Annotated in this window: 13 protein-coding genes; 9 read left to right on the top strand and 4 right to left on the bottom strand. The window is 74.8% G+C overall.

Going from position 1 to position 18,839, the window contains the following annotated elements:
* Positions 1–463: 463 nt before the first annotated feature.
* Positions 464–3,268 (bottom strand): ATP-dependent RNA helicase, encoded by a 2,805-nt coding sequence (locus IH54_RS0125790; RefSeq protein ID WP_031521093.1) that lies wholly within the window; start codon positions 3,266–3,268, stop codon positions 464–466.
* A 285-nt stretch (positions 3,269–3,553) separates the two neighbouring features.
* Positions 3,554–4,384, bottom strand: a complete 831-nt coding sequence (locus IH54_RS0125785; RefSeq protein WP_031521091.1) for a class I SAM-dependent methyltransferase — start codon at positions 4,382–4,384, stop codon at positions 3,554–3,556.
* Positions 4,385–4,667: 283 nt separating this feature from the next.
* Here IH54_RS0125785 and rpsA point away from each other — a divergent pair, with 283 nt between their 5' ends.
* From rpsA to IH54_RS0125755, 6 genes are all read left to right on the top strand, one after another.
* Entirely contained in the window at positions 4,668–6,167 is a 1,500-nt protein-coding gene (gene rpsA / locus IH54_RS0125780) for a 30S ribosomal protein S1 (RefSeq protein ID WP_031521090.1), read from the top strand.
* Between the two features lie 160 nt (positions 6,168–6,327).
* Positions 6,328–7,266, top strand: coding sequence for a PAC2 family protein (locus IH54_RS0125775; RefSeq protein ID WP_031521088.1), 939 nt, complete (start codon positions 6,328–6,330; stop codon positions 7,264–7,266).
* A 61-nt stretch (positions 7,267–7,327) separates the two neighbouring features.
* Positions 7,328–7,861, top strand: coding sequence for a dephospho-CoA kinase (gene coaE, locus IH54_RS0125770; protein ID WP_052397866.1), 534 nt, complete (start codon positions 7,328–7,330; stop codon positions 7,859–7,861).
* Positions 7,862–8,040: 179 nt separating this feature from the next.
* Entirely contained in the window at positions 8,041–8,403 is a 363-nt protein-coding gene (locus IH54_RS0125765) for a tetratricopeptide repeat protein (protein WP_031521084.1), read from the top strand.
* A 240-nt stretch (positions 8,404–8,643) separates the two neighbouring features.
* A complete protein-coding gene (locus IH54_RS0125760) occupies positions 8,644–9,798 on the top strand; it encodes a type III polyketide synthase (protein ID WP_199923461.1) in 1,155 nt (384 codons plus the stop codon).
* Complete coding sequence (locus tag IH54_RS0125755; RefSeq protein WP_052397865.1) at positions 9,795–10,802, top strand: class I SAM-dependent methyltransferase; 1,008 nt, start codon at positions 9,795–9,797, stop codon at positions 10,800–10,802. The genes IH54_RS0125760 and IH54_RS0125755 overlap by 4 nt, the downstream gene beginning before the upstream one ends.
* 74 nt (positions 10,803–10,876) lie before the next feature.
* Here the strand turns inward: IH54_RS0125755 and IH54_RS0125750 are convergent, their stop codons facing one another.
* Both IH54_RS0125750 and IH54_RS0125745 read right to left on the bottom strand, forming a co-directional pair.
* A complete protein-coding gene (locus IH54_RS0125750) occupies positions 10,877–12,019 on the bottom strand; it encodes a DegT/DnrJ/EryC1/StrS family aminotransferase (protein WP_031521078.1) in 1,143 nt (380 codons plus the stop codon).
* Positions 12,020–12,042: 23 nt separating this feature from the next.
* Positions 12,043–12,567 (bottom strand): cupin domain-containing protein, encoded by a 525-nt coding sequence (locus IH54_RS0125745; RefSeq protein ID WP_031521076.1) that lies wholly within the window; start codon positions 12,565–12,567, stop codon positions 12,043–12,045.
* A gap of 277 nt (positions 12,568–12,844) precedes the next feature.
* Between IH54_RS0125745 and IH54_RS0125740 the strand changes: the two genes are divergently transcribed.
* The 3 genes from IH54_RS0125740 (at position 12,845) to IH54_RS41905 (ending at position 18,838) form a co-directional block, all read left to right on the top strand.
* Positions 12,845–13,942: a polyprenyl synthetase family protein gene (locus tag IH54_RS0125740; RefSeq protein WP_078862518.1), complete on the top strand. Its 1,098-nt coding sequence runs from the start codon at positions 12,845–12,847 to the stop codon at positions 13,940–13,942.
* Positions 13,943–14,138: 196 nt separating this feature from the next.
* On the top strand, positions 14,139–15,761 hold the full coding sequence (locus IH54_RS0125735) for an AMP-binding protein (RefSeq protein WP_052397864.1): 1,623 nt from the start codon (positions 14,139–14,141) through the stop codon (positions 15,759–15,761).
* Positions 15,762–15,901: 140 nt separating this feature from the next.
* Positions 15,902–18,838, top strand: a complete 2,937-nt coding sequence (locus tag IH54_RS41905; RefSeq protein WP_031521070.1) for an AMP-binding protein — start codon at positions 15,902–15,904, stop codon at positions 18,836–18,838.
* Position 18,839: the final 1 nt, after the last annotated feature.

Genomic DNA, 18,839 nt, shown 5'->3' with positions numbered 1-18,839 from the left:
CGGGGTGCCTCTTGAGGTGGGTGCCGCGACCTTCCCCCGATGGTGGGCCGGCCGCGCGTTTCTCGCCCTGGGCTCTGCCTGGGAGGTGCCCCCCCGCGGCTCTGGTTTGTCCCCCGCGCGGCATACGCGAGCCCCTGACGTGCGGCCCCCCTGCGGGGGCAGGCTCGCGGGCGCTTCCCTCCCGCGGGTGGGGGCAGGCTTGCGGGCGAGGGCGAGCGATTTAGGGGCGCGTGGGGGTACCTCCCAGGCGAAGCTCTGGGGGAGAACTGCGCGCTCAGCCCCGCCGGGCGAAGGCAGCATGCCACGGCAAGTGGCAGTTACCTAGGCGCGCTCAGCCCCGCCGGGCGAAGGCAGCATGCCACGGCAAGTGGCAGTCACCTAAGCGCGCTCAGCCCCCGGCGGGGGGACGGTCCCGCCGCGGCGGGACGGGGCAGCTCGGGGGGCGCCCAGCCCCCGCGGAGGCTCAGGTGCGGGGGTTGAGGCGGCGCGTAGGGACCGTGGTGGAGGGGTCCTCCGGCCACGGATGGCGGGGGTAGCGGCCGCGGAGTTCGGCGCGGACGGCGGGGTAGCCGGTGCGCCAGAAGGAGGCGAGGTCGGCGGTCACCGCGGCGGGGCGGCCTGCGGGGGAGAGCAGGTGGACGAGGACGGGCACGCCCGCGATGCGCGGGGTGTCCGCGAGGCCGAACATCTCCTGGAGCTTCACCGCGAGGACGGGCTGCTCGCCCGTGTAGTCGACGCGGACGCGGGAGCCGCTCGGCACCTCCAGGCGTTCGGGCGCCAGCTCCGCGAAGCGCGCCGCGTCGCCGGACGCCCAGGGCAGCAGCCGCGGAAGGGCGCGGCCCGCGTCCGTACGCTCCAGGTCGGCGCGGCGGCGGGCGGTGGCCAGCTCGGGGCCGAGCCACTCCGGGGCGCGCTCCAGCAGGGCGGCCTCGGCGACGTCGGGCCACGGCTCGCCCAGCACGCGGTGCAGGAACGCCATCCGGTGCCGCAGCTCCACGGCCTCCCGGGGCCAGCGCAGCAGCCCCGTACCCTCGGCGGCGAGCCCGTCGAGGAGTGCGGCGCGCACCGCGGCGGGGTCGGGGGAGCGCAGCGGGGCCGACTCCAGCTCCACCGCGCCGAGCCGCTCGACGCGCCGGGCCACCACGTCGCCCTGGGCCCAGCGCACCTCCTCGTACGCCTGCAGCGCCCACCCGGCCGCGGCCCGCGCGGTCGTCCCGTCGGCCACCGCGGCGAGCCGCACCCGCGCCGCCGCCCGGCCCGCGGCACGGTCGGCGACCGCGACGGCAACCCATTCGGCGCCGCCGAGCGCGTCCCCGACGTCCGCGGCGGTGCCGGACACCATCAGATACCCGCCTCCTGTCCGCCGCCGCGCCAGCCGCTCGGGAAAGGCCAGCGCGACGACCAGCCCGGCTGCGTCGTCGTCGCTGAGCCGGGCGCCGGGCGTGTCCGGCCGCCGGTCTCCGCTCCCGGCGCGGGTGGGGGCTGTCCGCGGGGTGCCGCCGGCGTTCGGGGCACGCTCGGCTTCGTTCGCCCGGCCGGGGGTGGCTGTTCGTGGGCTTCCGGCTTCGTTCGCCGGGCCGGGCGTGGGCTCTGCGGCGCGGGTGGGGGCTGTCCGCGGGGTGCCGCCGGCGGTTGGGGCACGCTCGGCTTCGTCCGTCGGGCCGGGCGTGGGTTTCGCGGCGCGGCCGGGGGCCGCCGTTCGCGGGTCCCCGGCTGCGGCCCCTGACTCCGCCCCCGCAGGGGCGAGCCCCGACGCTGTGTTGCCCTCCGTGCGCAGGGCCGCCTCCAGGCGGCGGGACTCCGCGCGCCAGCGCGGGGCGTACGCGTCGGTCGCGCGGCGGGCGGTGTGCCAGGCGGCCGTCAGGTCGGGGCCGTACGTCGAGGGGACCTCCTCGGAGAGGAGGGCGGTGAGTTCGGCGGCGCGGGAGGCGCCGACCTCGGGGGCGGCGTCGAGGAGGGCGCGGGCCAGCCGGGGGTGCAGGCCGAGGCGGGTGAGGCGGCGGCCGCGCGGGGTGGCGCGGCCCGCGTCGTCGACGGCGTCCAGCGTGCGCAGCGTGGCGCGGGCGGCGGCCAGCGCGCCGGACGGCGGCGGGTCCAGCAGGGCCAGGCCCGTCGCGTCGGGCTCGCCCCAGCACGCGGCCTGGAGGGCGAAGGCGGTGAGGTCGGCGAGGGCGATCTCCGGCTCGGGCTGCCGGGCCAGCCGGTCGTGCTCGGCCTGCGACCAGCAGCGGAAGACCGTGCCGGGCGCCTCCCGCCCGGCCCGCCCGGCGCGCTGCTCGGCGGCGGCCCGCGACACCCGCACCGTGGTGAGCGCGCCCAGCCCGCGCGCGTGGTCGGTGCGCGGCTCGCGCGCCAGGCCGCTGTCGACGACCGCCCGCACGCCCGGCACGGTCAGACTGGACTCCGCCACCGACGTGGCGAGCAGCACCCGGCGCCGCTCGCCCGGCGCGAGCGCGGCCTCCTGCACGGCGGCCGGCGCCCGCCCGTGCAGTTGGAGCATGTCGACCCCGAGCCCGCCGAGCATCCCGGCGACCCGGGCGATCTCCCCGGCGCCGGGGAGGAAGCACAGCACGTCGCCCCCGGTGCCGGCGAGCGCGGTACGCACGACTGCGGCGACGTGCGCGAGCAGCGCCGGGTCCACGCTCATGCCGTGCGGCGGCCGTACCGGGCGCGGCGGCGGCGCCCACCGCACGGCCACGGGATGCAGCACGCCCGCCGCCTCGACGACGGGCGCCCCGCCGAGCAGCGCGGCCCAGGCCGCCGTGTCGGTCGTCGCGGACGCGGCGACGAGCCGCAGTTCGGGGCGCAGCGCGGCGCGCACGTCGAGCAGGAAGGCCATCGCGGTGTCGGCGTCGAGGTGCCGCTCGTGGCATTCGTCGAGGACGACGGTGCCGACGCCGGGCAGCTCCGGGTCGCGCTGCAGCCGCTGGAGCAGCACACCGGTGGTGACGACCTCGATCTCGGTCGAGGCGGAGACCTTCCGCTCGCCGCGCACGGTGTAGCCGACCCGTCCGCCGACCCGCTCGCCCAGCAGCCACGCCATCCGCAGCGCCGCCGCCCGCGCGGCCATCCGCCGCGGCTCGGCGACGACCACCCGCCCGCCGCCGGCCGCGGCCAGCTCCAGCGGGACCAGCGTCGTCTTTCCCGTCCCGGGCGGCGCGGCGAGCACCGCGCACCCCTCCCGTTCCAGCGCGTCCAGCAGCTCGGGTACGACCGCCGCGACCGGCAGCCCCCGCCCCTCCGCCCGTACGGCGAAGCCCCCGCTCATCGCGCGCTTCCGCTCATCGCGCGCCTCCGCGCCCGGTCGGCGCCTGCGCGCTTCCGCGCCCGGTCGGCGCCTCCTCGCGCCGCACGCGCGGGGACGTGCCGTCCGGGCGGCGCCGGGAGGCCCCGCCCGTGCGGGTCCGTGACCCGCAGGGGCCGGCCCCGCTCCCGCGCGGGGACGCGCCCGCCGTGCGGGTGGTGCGAGTCCCGGCCCTTCCTCCGCGCCCGACCGGCGCGGAGGCGCGACGCACGCCGCCCGTACGGCCACGGAGCCCGCGCGGCGGCACGCTCATTCCGCCACGCACACGAAGACCGCCGTGCCCGGCAGCAGGCGGCCGCGCAGCGGGGACCAGCCGCCCCACTCCTGGGTGTTCCAGTCGGGCCACTCCGGTTCCACCAGGTCGGCCAGGCGCAGGCCCGAGGCGGTGATCGCGCGGACGTGGTCGCCGAGGGTGCGGTGGTGCTCGACGTAGACGGCGAGGCCGCGCTCGTCCTGCTCGACGTAGGGACGACGGTCGAAGTAGGAGCCGGACACCGTCAGGCCCTCCTCGTCCGGCTCGTCGGGGAAGGCCCAGCGCACGGGGTGGGTGACGGAGAAGACCCAGCGGCCCCCGGGGCGCAGCACCCGGCGGACCTCGCGGTGCACGCGCGCGGAGTCGGCGACGAAGGGCAGTGCCCCGTAGGCCGAGCACGCGAGGTCGAAGGAGGCGTCGGCGAAGGGCAGGACGCCCGCGTCGGCCTCGACGAGGGGGACGGAGGCGGCGGCGCCGGATGCCGGGGCCTCCTCCGCGAGGCGCCGGGCGTGCTGGAGCTGGCGGTGGGAGAGGTCCAGCGCGACCGGCCGCGCGCCCTGCGCGGCCAGCCAGCGCGAGCACTGCGCGGCCCCGGCGCCGATCTCCAGCACCGTCTTGCCGCGCAGCTCCGCCGCCGGGCCGAGCAGGGCGGCGTCCGCCTCGTCGAGTCCCTCGGGGCCCCAGACGAAGCGGGCGTCGCCGAGGAAGTCGCCGTGCTCGCGCTGGTAGTCGTCGGCGTTGCGGTCCCACCAGCCCCGGCTGGCCCGGCTGCTCTCCGTGGTCCCCGCGTTGCGCCGGGTCGCTTCGGGTTCGGGTCCTTGGATCATGGCAGCAGTCGTCGTACTCTCTGGAAAGACCTGCGGACGGGGGGGTTACGCCGGTTTGGTTCGTTACGCGCCCGGTGGGCTCTTCGTGCATTGACCCTGCCCGGCTGCCCCCGTATGCTACAAGTTGCGCTGCTAGCCTGCGCGCCTCAGACGGAGCAGGCCACGCTCGACACTGCCGCAGTCTCCCGGCCCCCTTGGGCGGGCCGGAGCCACGGTGGGACCGAAAAAGGCTTCGGCGTAGCAGTACCTACGACTTACTGTCCGTACCGGAGTCCTTTCCCTAATGACGAGCAGCACCGAGGCCCCTCGTACCACCCCGCAGGTGGCGGTCAACGACATCGGCAACGAGGAAGCCTTCCTCGCGGCGATCGACGAGACGATCAAGTACTTCAATGACGGCGACATCGTCGACGGCGTCATCGTGAAGGTCGACCGGGACGAGGTCCTGCTCGACATCGGTTACAAGACCGAAGGTGTCATCCCCTCCCGCGAGCTGTCCATCAAGCACGACGTCGACCCCAACGAGGTCGTCGCCGTGGGCGATGAGATCGAGGCCCTGGTCCTCCAGAAGGAGGACAAGGAAGGCCGCCTGATCCTCTCGAAGAAGCGCGCCCAGTACGAGCGCGCCTGGGGCACCATCGAGAAGATCAAGGAAGAGGACGGCATCGTCACCGGTACCGTCATCGAGGTCGTCAAGGGCGGCCTCATCCTCGACATCGGCCTGCGCGGCTTCCTCCCCGCGTCCCTGGTCGAGATGCGCCGCGTGCGCGACCTCCAGCCCTACGTGGGCAAGGAGCTCGAAGCCAAGATCATCGAGCTGGACAAGAACCGCAACAACGTGGTCCTGTCCCGCCGTGCCTGGCTGGAGCAGACCCAGAGCGAGGTCCGCCAGACCTTCCTCACCACCCTGCAGAAGGGCCAGGTGCGCTCCGGCGTCGTCTCCTCCATCGTCAACTTCGGTGCGTTCGTGGACCTCGGCGGTGTCGACGGTCTGGTGCACGTCTCGGAGCTGTCCTGGAAGCACATCGACCACCCCTCCGAGGTCGTCGAGGTCGGCCAGGAGGTCACGGTCGAGGTCCTGGACGTCGACATGGACCGCGAGCGCGTCTCCCTGTCGCTGAAGGCGACGCAGGAAGACCCGTGGCAGCAGTTCGCCCGTACGCACCAGATCGGGCAGGTCGTGCCCGGCAAGGTCACCAAGCTCGTCCCGTTCGGTGCGTTCGTCCGGGTGGACGAGGGCATCGAGGGCCTGGTCCACATCTCCGAGCTGGCCGAGCGCCACGTGGAGATCCCGGAGCAGGTCGTCCAGGTCAACGACGAGATCTTCGTCAAGGTCATCGACATCGACCTGGAGCGCCGCCGCATCTCGCTGTCCCTCAAGCAGGCCAACGAGTCCTTCGGCGCCGACCCGGCCTCGGTCGACTTCGACCCGACGCTGTACGGCATGGCCGCGTCGTACGACGAGCAGGGCAACTACATCTACCCCGAGGGCTTCGACCCCGAGACCAACGACTGGCTCGAGGGCTACGAGAAGCAGCGCGAGGAGTGGGAGGGCCAGTACGCCACGGCCCAGGCCCGCTTCGAGCAGCACCAGGCCCAGGTCATCAAGTCCCGCGAGGCCGACGAGCAGGCTGCTGCCGAGGCCGGCAGTGCCACTCCGGCGGCCGGTGGCGCGGGCTCCGGCGGTTCGTACTCCTCGGAGTCCGACGACACCTCCGGTGCCCTCGCTTCCGACGAGGCGCTCGCCGCGCTCCGCGAGAAGCTGGCCGGCGGCCAGAGCTGACCCTCGGCCCAGGGCCACGGCCCCAGGCCACCGCGGCCCCGCACCCCTTCCGAGGGGTGCGGGGCCGCACCGCGTCCACCGGCGGTCCGCCCCCGCGGAGGCGGGAATGGCGGGCCGGAGTTGTTCGTTGTGGTGACAGATAACGAGGAGGACGATCATCGTGCTGGATCCGCAAGGGCTGTACGAGTACGTGCCGGGCGGGGCCGAGGCCGTCGACGAGGCGGTCGGGGACACCGGACCGGTGCTGCTCTACCACTTCGAGGGGTTCATGGACGCCGGCGAGGCCGGCGAGCAGATCAGCGAGCAGCTGCTGGACCGGCTCGACAACCAGCTCGTCGCCCGCTTCGACGCCGACCGGCTGGTCGACTACCGGGCCCGCCGCCCGCTCATGACGTTCGAGCGCGACCACTGGTCGTCCTACGAGCCGCCGTCGATCGATCTCTACCTGCTGCGCGACACCACCGGCACCCCGTTCCTGCTGCTCACCGGCTCGGAGCCGGACGTGGAGTGGGAGCGCTTCGCGACCGCGGTGCTCCAGGTCATCGAGCGCCTCGGGGTCCGTATCGCCATCAACTTCCACGGCATCCCGATGGGCGTGCCGCACACCCGCCCGGTGGGGCTGACACCGCACGGCAACCGGGTCGACCTGGTGCCGGGCCACCGCGCGTGGTTCGACGAGGCGCAGGTGCCCGGCAGCGCGGCCGCGCTCGTCGAGCTGCGGCTCGCCGAGGCCGGGCGCGACGTGCTGGGCGTCGCCGCGCACGTACCGCACTACCTGGCGCGCTCCCCGTACCCGGACGCGGCTCTGGCCGTGCTGGAGGCGGTCACCGCTGCCACCGGCCTGGTGCTGCCCGAGATCGCCCACGCGCTGCGCAACGAGGCGCACACGGTACGGGTCGAGATCGACCGGCAGGTCGCGGAGGGCGACGGCGAGCTGGTGTCGGTGGTGCGCGGTCTGGAGAGCCAGTACGACGCCGTGGCCGGCATGGACAGCCGGGAGAACCTCATCGCCGAGCCCGTCGACCTGCCATCGGCCGACGATCTGGCGGCGGAGTTCGAGCGGTTCCTCGCCGACCGCGAGGACGACGGAGGGCGCTGACGGGCGTCGGGCGGCGGCGCGGGCCGATGGCCCGGGGAGCGGGCCGGATAAGCTGGCCGGCATGCTGACAGTGGGGCTGACCGGCGGGATCGGAGCCGGCAAGAGCGAGGTCGCGCGGCTGCTCGTCTCCTACGGGGCGATCCTGGTGGACGCCGACCGGATCGCCCGGGAGGCCGTCGAGCCGGGCACCGAGGGGCTGGCCGCGGTCGTCGCGGAGTTCGGGCCCGGGGTGCTGGCGCCGGACGGCTCGCTCGACCGGCCGCGGCTCGGCGCGATCGTCTTCGCCGACGAGGAGCGCCGCCAGGCACTGAACGCGATCGTGCACCCGCTGGTCGGGGCCCGCTCCGCCGAGCTCCAGCGGGCCGCCGGGCCCGGAGACATCGTGGTGCACGACGTCCCGCTGCTCACCGAGAACGGCCTGGCCCCGCGCTACGACCTGGTCGTGGTGGTCGACGCCGACCCGGACACGCAGGTGGAGCGACTGGTGCGGCTGCGCGGGATGACGCAGGACGAGGCACGGGCCCGGATGGCGGCGCAGGCCCGCCGGGCGGACCGGCTGGCCGTCGCGGACCTGGTGATCGGATCGGCCTCGTAGTGGGCCTGCTCGGTCGATGCGGCAACGCAGCGAGGTGCCGTGCCGGGCGTCGCAAGCCGGTGAACCCTCCCGGTCACAGCACCAGCGGCCGTGGCGGGAATGCGGTTGTCGGTCGGCGTGTTGGGTATGTCTGTCCCGACGATCATTCGTCCCCGTGCCCGATGTCAGGGAGGCGGACAGTGCCCGAGCGCACCCCGGAAACCCATGTGATCGACTTCCGCGCCGCCGAGCAGCTGCTCGCGGCGCGCGACCCGCGCGGCGCCGTGAAGCTCCTGGACCCGGTCGTCGCCGCCCACCCGGAGAACACCGCAGCCCGGCTGCTGCGTGCCCGCGCGTTCTTCCTCGCCGCGCAACTGCGGCCCGCGGAGCTGGAGTTCCAGGTCGTCCTGGAGCGTGAGCCGGACAACGCGTTCGCCCACTTCGCGCTGGCCCGCACCCTGGAGCGGGCCGACCGCCGCGCCGAGGCCCAGCGGCACTTCCGGCTGGCCGCGGCGCTCGACCCGCGGCCGGACTACGTGGCCGCGGCCCGCTTCGAGGAGTAGCCCGCCCACCCCGTCACGACGCGCGGCGCCCGCCGGAGAGATCCGGCGGGCGCCGCGTCGTGCTGCCCTCCCCCGGCGGGAGGCCGCTGCGTACGGCGGACGGCAAGTCGGCGCCAAGGCGCGGGCAAGCCGGCCGTACGACATTGACACGGCCAAAAACAGAGGGCAGAGGTCAGAGGGCGAAGGCCAGAGGCCAAAGGCAGGGGAATGTCTTCTATTTCTGAGAGGCAGGCGCCGGACATGCCGATCTTGTGCAAGCCCGCGGTGCGCGTACCGGAATACACCATCACCATGGAGCAGACCCTGGAATTCGCCAGGAAAGCCCATGCGGGAAAGCCGCAGCTTCCGCTTGCGCTCCGGCTGATAGAGAACACCGGGGTCCGCAAGCGGCACATCGTGCAGCCCATCGAGAAGACGCTGGAGCACCCGGGGTTCGAGGAACGCAACAGGATCTACGAGGCCGAGTCGAAGAAGCGGTGCCCGGAGGTCATCGAGGACGCGCTCGCCAACGCACGGCTGCGGGCCGACGACATCGACGCGATCATCTACGTCTCGTGCACCGGATTCATGATGCCCTCGCTCACCGCGTGGCTCATCAACACCATGGGTTTCCGATTCGACACCCGGCAGATTCCCATCGCCCAGCTCGGCTGCGCGGCGGGCGGCGCGGCGATCAACCGCGCCCATGACTTCTGCACGGCGCACCCCGACAGCAATGTGCTGATCGTCTCGTGCGAGCTGTGCTCGCTGTGCTACCAGCCCTCCGCCGACGACGTCGGCTCGCTGCTGTCCGACGGCCTGTTCGGTGACGCGGTCGCGGCCGCCGTGGTGCGGGGGCACGGTGACGCGGGCGTCAGCGGCGTGCGGCTGGAGCACAACGCGTCGTACCTCATCCCGAACACCGAGGAGTGGATCTCCTACGCGGTGCGGGACACCGGCTTCCACTTCCAGCTCGACAAGCGGGTGCCGGGCACCATGGAGCCGCTCGCCCCGGTGCTGCGCCAGCTCGCCGCGGGCCACGGCTGGAGCGCCTCCGACCTGGACTTCTACATCATCCACGCGGGCGGTCCGCGGATCCTGGACGACCTCGCCAAATTCCTGGAGGTCGACCGCACGGTCTTCCGGCACAGCTGGAGCACCCTGACCGAGTACGGCAACATCGCCAGCGCCGTCGTCTTCGACGCGCTGCGCCGCCGGTTCGAGGAGGACCGGCCGCTTCCCACCGGTGCCACCGGCGTCATCGCCGGCTTCGGCCCCGGCATCACCGCCGAGATGGCGCTCGGCACCTGGACCGACGGCACGGCCGGCGACCCGGCACACGGCACGGCACACGACGACACCGCGGAGCTGGCCGGCGTGGCCGCGTCGCTCCCGTACGCGGGGAGGATCTCATGAGCGGCGCGGCACACGGCGGGCCCGACTCGCAGCGCATCATGCGGCTGATCAACGGCTACTGGGCCACCGGGATCATGGGCACGGCGGCGCAGTACCAGGTCTTCACGCACCTGGAGGACGGCGCCGGCAATGCCGAGCAGGTCGCCGAGCGGGCCGGGGTCGCACCGCGCGGCGCTCAGGCGCTGCTGGACGGCCTGGTCGCGCTCGGCGTCGTCGTGGTGGAGCAGGGCCGCTACCGCAACACCCCGGAGGCGTCGGCGTTCCTGGTGGAGGGCCGGCCCGCCTCGCTCACCGGTTTCGCCAAGCTGAAGCTGGGCCACATCGGTTCGATGGCGACGCTGCCGGACTCCGTACGCGACGGCGGGCCGACGTCGAACGCCGTCGTCGAGGTCGCCGACAACCCGCACTGGGAGAACCTGGTGCAGGCCATCGCCGCGCAGTCCGTGCCGGTCGCGCACATCGCCGCCGCGGAACTCGGGCTCGCCGACGCCGGGAAGGTCTCGATCCTCGACATCGGCGGCGGCTCGGGCATCTGCTCGGCCATCTGGCTCGGGCTCAACCCGGACGCCCGCTCCACCCAGATCGACTGGGCGCCGATCAACGCGATCGCCCGCCGGCTGCTGGCCGAGAAGGGCGTGGGCGACCGGGTCGAGCACGTCGACGGCGACTTCCACACCGTCGACTTCGGCAACGGCGACCACGACGTGGTGGTGTACTCCAACATCGCCCACCAGGAGGGCCCCGAGGACAACCAGGCGGTCTTCACCCGCATCCGCAAGGCGCTGCGGCCCGGCGGCACGCTCGTCGTCTCCGACTACGTCGTGGACGACGACCGCAGCGGCCCGCCCTTCGCGCTGACCTTCGCCGGCGAGATGCTCATCAAGTCCCGGCACGGCAGCACCTGGCGGCGCAGCGACTACCACGCCTGGCTGACCGCCGCGGGCTTCGAGGACGTCCGCTTCGTGGAGACCTCCTCCCCGACGGTCCTGGTGCTCGCCCGCTGACCGCGCCCGTACACCGACGAGAGCCCGGCCGGAGGAATCCTCCGGCCGGGCTCTCGTCTCGCGGTGCTGCGCGGTCAGCTCGCGCGCAGGTTGTTCTTCAGCTCCGCCCGCAGCGTGTGCGCGACCTGCTCGACCTGGTCCTCGGTCAGCTCGGCGTGCATCGGGATGGCCAGATTGCGCGCGAAGAGGTCCGCCGAGACCGGGCAGCTCCGGTCCGAGCGGTACACCGGCTGCAGGTGGGTGGCCCAGGCACCCTGGCCGCAGCCGATGCCCTGGGCGCGCAGTGCGGCGGCGAGCCCGGCGCGGTCCACCCGCGGGTCGAGGGTCACCAGGTACGACTGCCACGCGTGGGTGCGGTCGGCCGGCACGTGCGGCAGCGTCAGCAGGTCGTCGTCGCCGAGCAGTTCGGCGTAGGCCGCGGCGGCCTTGTTGCGCCGCTGGAGCAGCTCGTCGACGCGGTCCAGCTGCACCTGGAGGATGGCGGCGGCGATGTCGGAGAGCTTGTAGTTGTAGCCGATGTCGGTGAAGACCGGGATCGGCAGGCCGACGACCTGCGCCTGGTCGTAGATGCTGCCGATGCCGAACGACGACCGCAGCCGGGCGTCCGCGCCGATCACCGGGTCGGCGGCGAGCAGCGCGCCGCCCTCGCCGCTGGTGGCGCCCTTGCGGCCGTGGAAGGACAGGCACGCCACGGGCGCGAGCGAGCCCGCCGGGCGGCCCTGGTAGGTCGCGCCGACCGCGCACGCCGCGTCCTCCACGACGAACAGCCCGTGGGCGCCGGCCAGCGCCATCAGCTCGGTGTAGTCGGCGGGCATCCCGAGGGTGTCCACCGCGATGATGCCGACCGTGCGCGGCCCGATGAGGGCCGCCACGGCCGCCGGGTCGACCGTGCCGGTGTCGGCGCGCACGTCCGCGAAGACCGGGGTCGCGCCGACGTAGCGCACCGCGTGCGCGGGGGCGGGGAAGGTGTAGTCGGCGACGATGACCTCGTCGCCGGGCTCCACGCCCAGTGCCAGCATGGCCAGGTGGAGGGCCGCGCCGCAGTTGCTCACCGCGACCGCGTCGCCCACGCCGTACCGCTCGGCGAGCAGGGCCTCCAGGGCCTTGCCGCGCGGGCCCTGGCCGGCCGGCCAGCCGGAGGCGAACACCTCGGCGACGGCGGCGAGTTCCCGCTCGCCCAGACTCGGGTGCACCAGCGGGATGCTGTCCTTGCTCATCAGTGCCGACCTTTCGTGTGGCGTCACGCCGTGGGCGGGGTGTAGCGGAGCGGGGTGATCTGCTGGACGTCGTAGCGCTTGCGCATGGCCTCCACCGCGCCGGAGTCGACCGTCCTGCCCGCCGCGAAGATCTCGACGATCTCCTCGAAGTACAGCTCGTGGTCGGGCGAGGGATAGTTGTGGAAGAGCATCCGGGCCGGCTTGTCCGAGGCGTTGCGGAAGGCGTGCGGGGTGTTCGGCGGCACGAACATGCAGGCGCCCTCGGCCGCGCGGACCGCGGTGTCGCCGTCCTTGGACGTCCAGCCGTGCCAGGTGTCCTCGGTCCGCTCGGTCGGCTCGAACGCGAGCAGCTGCAGCTCGCCCTCCAGGACGTAGAAGAACTCCTGCGAATTGGCGTGGACGTGCGCGCCGACGTCGAACCCCGGCGGCACGACGACCTCGAAGACGGAGACGACGGAACCGTCCGCGGCGGTGGCCTTGAAGGTGACGTCCTGCGCCTTCGTGACGAGTCTCCGGCCTTGGCCGGGCGGAAGGATGAGACCGCTCATGTGATGTCGCTTCCTCGGGTTCGATGCGGGCGGGCCCGCGCGGAGAAAGGGCGGCGGACCGCTCCGCGTGCGCGGTCCCGCTCCTGGCCGACCCTCCCCGCCGCAGCTTGTCCGCCACTGGTCCCGCGATTGGCGCCGGACCCGCCAAGCCGGGGCCAACCCGCCACGAAGACCGCTGCAAGCGGGCCTGCCGAGAATCCGGTCAGCGGTCCGTCGAGTACGTCCGGACGACTGCACCCGTACGGAATCCAGCACGTGGTGGGATGAGGGGGAGACCATGCCGTCCGCCCTGGGACGAGTTCTGACGGAAGCGGCGACCGCACAGCGGGACGTCGGCGACCAGGAGACCTGCGAGAAGCTGCTGGCCCGTGTCGACCGGCGGATCGAGGAGCTGCTGAGCGCCGAGACGGCGCGCTGGAGCGAGGTGGACGCCCGCGTCGCGGTGCCCGTGGGGGCCGTGGCCGAGCTGGTCTCGGCGGGCGGCAAGCGGCTGCGCCCGCTGTTCTGCGTCACCGGCTACCTCGCGGCCGGCGGCGGCTCCGGCGACGGCACCGAGGACACCGTCGTCGACGCGGCCGCCGCCGTGGAGCTGCTGCACGCCTTCGCGCTGATCCACGACGACATCATGGACAACTCGCCCAGCAGGCGCGGCGTCCCGACCGTCCACGCCAAGTACACCGACGTGCACGCGCTGCGCGGCTGGGCGGGCGAGTCCCGCCGGTACGGCGAGGGCGTCGCGATGCTCGCCGGGGACCTGGCGCTCGCCTACGCCAACCGGCTCGCGGGCACCCTGACCGGCGCCGCCGCGGAGGTGTGGCACGAGCTGGTCGCCGAGATGATCGTCGGCCAGCAGCTGGACATCGCGCTGGCCGCCGAGGTCAAGCCCGACCCGCGGCTGGCCCGCTGGGTCGCCGTCTGCAAGTCCGGCCGCTACACCATCCACCGCCCGCTCGCGCTCGGCGCGGCCATCGCCGGCCGCCCCGGACTCGACGCGGTCTTCGAGGCCTACGGCGTCGCGGCCGGCGAGGCCTTCCAGCTGCGCGACGACCTGCTCGACGCGTTCGGCGAGTCCGCCGCGACCGGCAAGCCGACCGGGCTCGACCTCGACGAGCACAAGATGACCCTGCTGATCGCCCTGGCCGCGGCCAAGGACCCGCAGGTCGCCCGGCTCGTCGACGACAGCCGGCACAGCGACTGGAACCCGGCCGAGCTGCGCGCCGCGCTGGTCGCCTCCGGAGTCCGCGCGGACGTCGAGGAGCAGATCGACGCGCTGGTCGCCGACGCCTACGGGGCGCTCGCCGACGCCCCGCTGCCGGCCGGCTGGCGGCTGCGGCTGGAGGAGCTGGCCGACATGGTCGCCTACCGCGACCGCTGACCGGGCGCCGTACAGCGTCGTACGCCGCCCCCGCCCGGTCCCGTACATCCGCCCGGCCGCAGCGCCGCGACGGAGCTGCACGGGCGCACATTCGGCACCAAGTCCGGTGCAGGACGCTGTGCTTCACCGGCACCCGAGCACACCGAACCGCCGTCCGCTGCCTTACCGGAACGAGGCGGGCCCGGAGGGAGATCTGATGGGAAGCACGTTGCTGGACAAGCTGGACCCCGGAACGAGGAGCGCCACGGACCAGGAGTCCCTGCACAAGACCGGCCTCTACCTCGGCGTCGTGCCGGAGCGGGCCGCACTCGTCCGCGGCGGCACGCCGGTCACGCTCGACCACGACCTCGACGCCCTGCCCGAGGCGGGCCGCCGGCTGACCGTGGCCGGGCTCGCCGGCCACGCCGCCGACTTCGCCAACCGGCTCGCCGCCGCCGGGGTGCGCCCCGGCGGCCACGTCGTGGTCTGCAAGGCCCCCAACTTCGACCTGTGGCTGCTGGCGACCGCGGTGGAGCGCGTCGGCGCCGTGCCCGTCATGCTCTCCCACCACCTGGACTCCGCGGCGCTGTCCGCCCTGATGGCCCGGCTGGACCGGCCGCACCTGATCACCGACGGGCCCAAGCTACGCGCGCTGACCGAGGACGGCGTCGACCTCGACGGGCTCACCCGGGGCGTCATCGGGATCGGCGAGACCGGCCCGGGCGCGACCCGGCTCGCCGACCTGGACGGCGGCACGCCCGTCAAGCCGGTGTTGCGCGGCCTGGACGAGCCCGCCATGATCACCCACACCTCGGGCACCACCGGGCTGCCCAAGCTCGTCGTGCACACCCCGCGGACCATGCGCACCCGGCTGCGCCCGCAGCTCTTCCTGCTCGGCATGATGCGCAAGCGCGGCACCGTCGCCGTCCACATCCCCTTCGGCCACTCCCGGACCTTCGCGGCGCTGTCGCTGTGCTTCCTCAAGGGGATGCCGGTGCTCGCGGTGAACGACGGAAGGCCGGACGCCGTCGCCGAGTTCTTCGTCCGGCACCGCCCCTGGCTCGTCGAGGCGCTGCCCAACTCCTTCCTGGCCTGGGAGGGCCTGACCGACGACAGCCGCAAGCCCTTCGCCTCGGTCAAGTACTTCAGCAGCACCTTCGACGCGATCCACCCGCGCACCGTGCGGCGGCTGCTGCACTCCTCCGCGCAGCGGGCGCAGTTCTTCCAGATCTACGGCCAGAGCGAGGTCGGCCCGGCCGCCGGGCGCCCCTACTTCCGGAAGTTCGCGCACCGGATGGACGGCCGCTGCATGGGCTTCGCGCTGCCGGGCAGCGCGAAGGTCCGGGTGGTGAGCCGGGACGGCAAGCGGCCCTCGCAGGCGCACCCCGGCTACATCGACGTCCGCTGGGACGGCATCGCCAAGACCTACCACGGCGAGCAGGACCGCTACGACGAGAACGTGCACGACGGCTGGTGGCGCACCGGGGACGTCGGCTACCGCACCCGCTTCGGCTGCCTGCACATGCTGGACCGGGAGTTCGACACGATCGAGGGCGTCGGCAGCAACCTGGAGGTCGAGGACGACATCCTCGACAAGCTGGAGGAGCTGGCCGAGCTCGTCGTGGTGCCCGGCCCGCACGCCCAGGCCGTCCCGGTGGTGTGCACCCACCGCGACGAGCCGCTGGACATGGACCGCTGGCGCGCCGCCACCACGGCCTACCCGCAGCTCGCCGAGCCGGTCCAGATCCCGCTGGCCGAACTGCCGCGCACCGCGACGCTCAAGACCCGCAGGGTCGAGCTGTCCCGCCGGCTGGAGGACGAGCTGTCCGAGCGGCCCTGACCGCCCGCGCCGGGCGCCCTTCCCCGCGGCCGGACCGGGTCGGCTCCCGGTCCGGCCGCCTCCGTGCGCCCCGGCCCGCCCCCTGGCCCAGCCCATGGCCCACCCCCTGGGTGGCGTCCCCGGATCCGACAGGAGTGACCTTGTCAGAACAGCAGACCGCCGACCCCGCGGACCGGCGCGTCGTGCTCAACGGCGAGGGGCAGCACTCGATCTGGTGGATCGACCGTGAACTGCCCGCCGGCTGGCACGCCGAGGGGACCACCGGGCCGCGGGAGCGGTGCCTCGCGCACATCCAGGAGGTGTGGACGGACCTGCGGCCGCGGAGCCCGCACGCGGGGGCGGAACGCCCGCGGCCCGCGGCGGCCGGTGAGCCCTGGGCCTCCGGTGGTCCCGCGGTGGCCGGTGGGCCTTCGGCCTTTGGTGGTCCCGGGGCGGCCGGTGGGCCTTCGGCCTTTGGTGGTCCCGGGGCGGCCGCCGCCCCCGATGCCGAGCCGCTTCCCGTGCGGCTCGCGCGGTGGGCGCGGCGGGAGCCCGGGGCGGTCGCGGTGGAGGGGGACGGCTTCGCCCTCACCTTCGGGGAGCTGGACGCCGCCTCCGACCGGTGGGCCCGCTTACTGCGTTCGCGCGGGGTGGGGCGCGGCGCCCTGGTCGGGGTACTCCTCGGCCGGGGCGCCGATCTGCACGCCGTGACGCTGGGCGCGTGGAAGGCCCGCGCCGGCTGCGTACCGCTGGACCCGGACTTCCCGGCGGCCCGGCTGCGGCTGCTGCTCGCCGACGCCGGGGCCCGTGTGCTGGTCACCGAACTCGCCCACGCGGCGGACGGCCTCTGCGGCTTCGACGGCACCGTGCTGTACGTCGACGACCCCGAGGTCACCGGCGCGTTCGCCGCGCCCCCGGCGGACGCCGCCGCGGAGCCGCCGGAGCCGCCGGAGCCGCAGGGGCCCCCGGACCCGGACGACGTCGCGCTGGTGGCCCACGCCCCCACCGTGGCCGGGCGCCCCTACCCCGTCGCCGTCACGCACCGCGGGCTCGCGGACCACGTGGCCTGGGCCGGACGGGAGCTGACCGGCGCGCGGGGCGGCGGCACCGCGGTCTTCTGCTCGGTCGCCTCCGAGATGACGGCCACCGGGCTGTGGGCCCCGCTCGCGGCCGGGCAGCGGGTGGTGCTCGCCCCGCGGGCGCTGGACCTCGCCCAGTTGGGGGAATGGCTCGCGGCGGCCGGCCCCTTCGCCTTCCTGCACCTGACGCCGAGCCATCTCGACCTGCTCGTCCGGCAGTCCGGCCCGGCGGTGGTCGCGGCGCTGGCCGGCACGTTCGTCGTCGCGAGCGGCGGCAGCACGCCGGGGCCTGCCGCGGCGCGGCTCGCCGAATTCCTCGGCCGCGGGCGGCTGCTCCCCGCGTACGGCTCGGTCGAGACGTCGTACGGCAGCTGTCCCGACCCCGTACGCCCCGCCGCGGACAGCCGGATCCGGGTGCTCGACGGCGACGGGCGGCAGGTCCCGCCGGGCGAGGTCGGCGAGCTGTACGTGGCCGGTCCCGGCGTGGCCCTCGGCTACGTCGGGCGGGCCGCGCTGACCGCCGAGCGCTTCCTGCCCGACCCGTACGGCCCGCCCGGCACCCGGATGTTCCGCACCGGGCAGCTGGTGCGGCGCACCGCGGCGGGGGAGGCCGAGCCGCTCGGCCGCACCGACCGGCAGGTGTGGATCGGCGGGCACCGCGCCGACCCGGCGGAGGCCGAGGAGGCCCTGTACGACCACCCGTGCGTCGACGAGGCCGTCGTCGTGGGGGTGCGGGCGGCTTCCGGCGACGTCCGGCTCGCCGCCTACGTGGTGCCGCGCCCCGGCGCGCAGGGCCTGGACGCGGCGGAGCTGGCCGCGCACTGCCGGCGGCTGCTGCCGGACCACCTGGTGCCCGCGAGCCTCGCGCTGCTCGCCGAGCTGCCACGGGCCGCCGACGGGCGGGTGGACCTCGCGGCGCTGCCGCGGCCCGGCGGCCCGCTGCTGGACGCCCCACGCAGGGCCGCGCGCAGCGGGCGGCACGTCGCGTTCGGCGGGCGCCCGCTGGCGGAGCTGCTCGCGGACTGCCGGGTGCCCGGCGCCTCCGTGGCGGTGCTCGACGCGGGCGGCCTGGTCGCGGTCGAGGCCGCGGGCCACGACGGGGAGGGCCGGCCGGTCACCCCGCGCACCGCCTTCCCGGCGGGAGGCCTGAGCCGGCACGTCACGGCGCTGGGCGTGCTGCGGCTGGCGGACGAGGGGCTGCTCGACCTGGACGCGGCCCTGAACGCCCCGCCGGACGCCGCCGCCGGGCGCGGCGCCGCCCGCCGCCCGACCCTCGCGGACCTGCTGGGCAACCGCTTCGGCCAGGCCGGCGCGGACCTGCTGCTGGCGCTGCTGGAGGAGGTGACGGGCGAACCGTTCGGGCTGCTGATGCGGCGCCTGGTGCTGGGGCCGCTGGGCCTGGACGACAGCTGCTTCGGCGGCCCGCCGCCCCGCAGCGGCGGCCGTACCGGCGCCCCGGCGGCGCGGATCGGCCACGACGAGGCGGGCCGCCCACTGCCGCCCGCGTCGGCAGCGGCGGCGGGCACGCAAGCGGAACCGGACACCGGGGCGGGCACCGCACCTGGCACGGAACCGGCCACGGAACCGGCCACGGACCCGGGCGCGTCCGAACTGTGGACGACCGCCTCCGACCTGGCCAAGGTGGCGCTGGAGGTGCGCCGCTCCGCCCACGGTGTCCCGCTCGCCCTGCTCACCCCGGACACCGCGGCCCGCATGCTCACCCCGAGCCCCGACGACCTCTACGGGCTCGGCACCATGGTCGACGTCCTCGGCTCCGACACCGAGTTCGGGCACGAGGGGGCGCCGGCCGGCCACTACGCCGTCTCGACGCTGCGGCTGCGCACCGGCAACGGCCTGGTGGTCCTGGCCAACGGCCGGGCGGGCGGGCTGCTGCGCAGGGAGATCGCCCTCCGGCTGCGGGCCGGGGGCCGATTGACCGAAAGGTCCCGGCCATCGGGTGACGGAAAGTTATGGTTCCTGGAAGAGGCGCAGGGAACGGGTTGGCTGACCGGCACGTAGC

It is taken from the genome of Streptomyces sp. NRRL F-5123 (assembly GCF_000721495.1).
GTDB lineage: Bacteria > Actinomycetota > Actinomycetes > Streptomycetales > Streptomycetaceae > Actinacidiphila.
Note: the sequence above shows the minus strand (reverse complement) of the source record. Positions and strands in the feature narration are given on the sequence as shown.

Bases quoted from the DNA above. Each gene is read 5' to 3' on its own strand.
- IH54_RS0125790 (WP_031521093.1), bottom strand. From the start codon at position 3,268: ATGAGCGGGGGCTTCGCCGTACGGGCGGAGGGGCGGGGGCTGCCGGTC.
- IH54_RS0125785 (WP_031521091.1), bottom strand. From the start codon at position 4,384: ATGATCCAAGGACCCGAACCCGAAGCGACCCGGCGCAACGCGGGGACC.
- rpsA (WP_031521090.1), top strand. From the start codon at position 4,668: ATGACGAGCAGCACCGAGGCCCCTCGTACCACCCCGCAGGTGGCGGTC.
- coaE (WP_052397866.1), top strand. From the start codon at position 7,328: ATGCTGACAGTGGGGCTGACCGGCGGGATCGGAGCCGGCAAGAGCGAG.
- IH54_RS0125760 (WP_199923461.1), top strand. From the start codon at position 8,644: ATGCCGATCTTGTGCAAGCCCGCGGTGCGCGTACCGGAATACACCATC.
- IH54_RS0125755 (WP_052397865.1), top strand. From the start codon at position 9,795: ATGAGCGGCGCGGCACACGGCGGGCCCGACTCGCAGCGCATCATGCGG.
- IH54_RS0125750 (WP_031521078.1), bottom strand. From the start codon at position 12,019: ATGAGCAAGGACAGCATCCCGCTGGTGCACCCGAGTCTGGGCGAGCGG.
- IH54_RS0125745 (WP_031521076.1), bottom strand. From the start codon at position 12,567: ATGAGCGGTCTCATCCTTCCGCCCGGCCAAGGCCGGAGACTCGTCACG.
- IH54_RS0125740 (WP_078862518.1), top strand. From the start codon at position 12,845: ATGCCGTCCGCCCTGGGACGAGTTCTGACGGAAGCGGCGACCGCACAG.
- IH54_RS0125735 (WP_052397864.1), top strand. From the start codon at position 14,139: ATGGGAAGCACGTTGCTGGACAAGCTGGACCCCGGAACGAGGAGCGCC.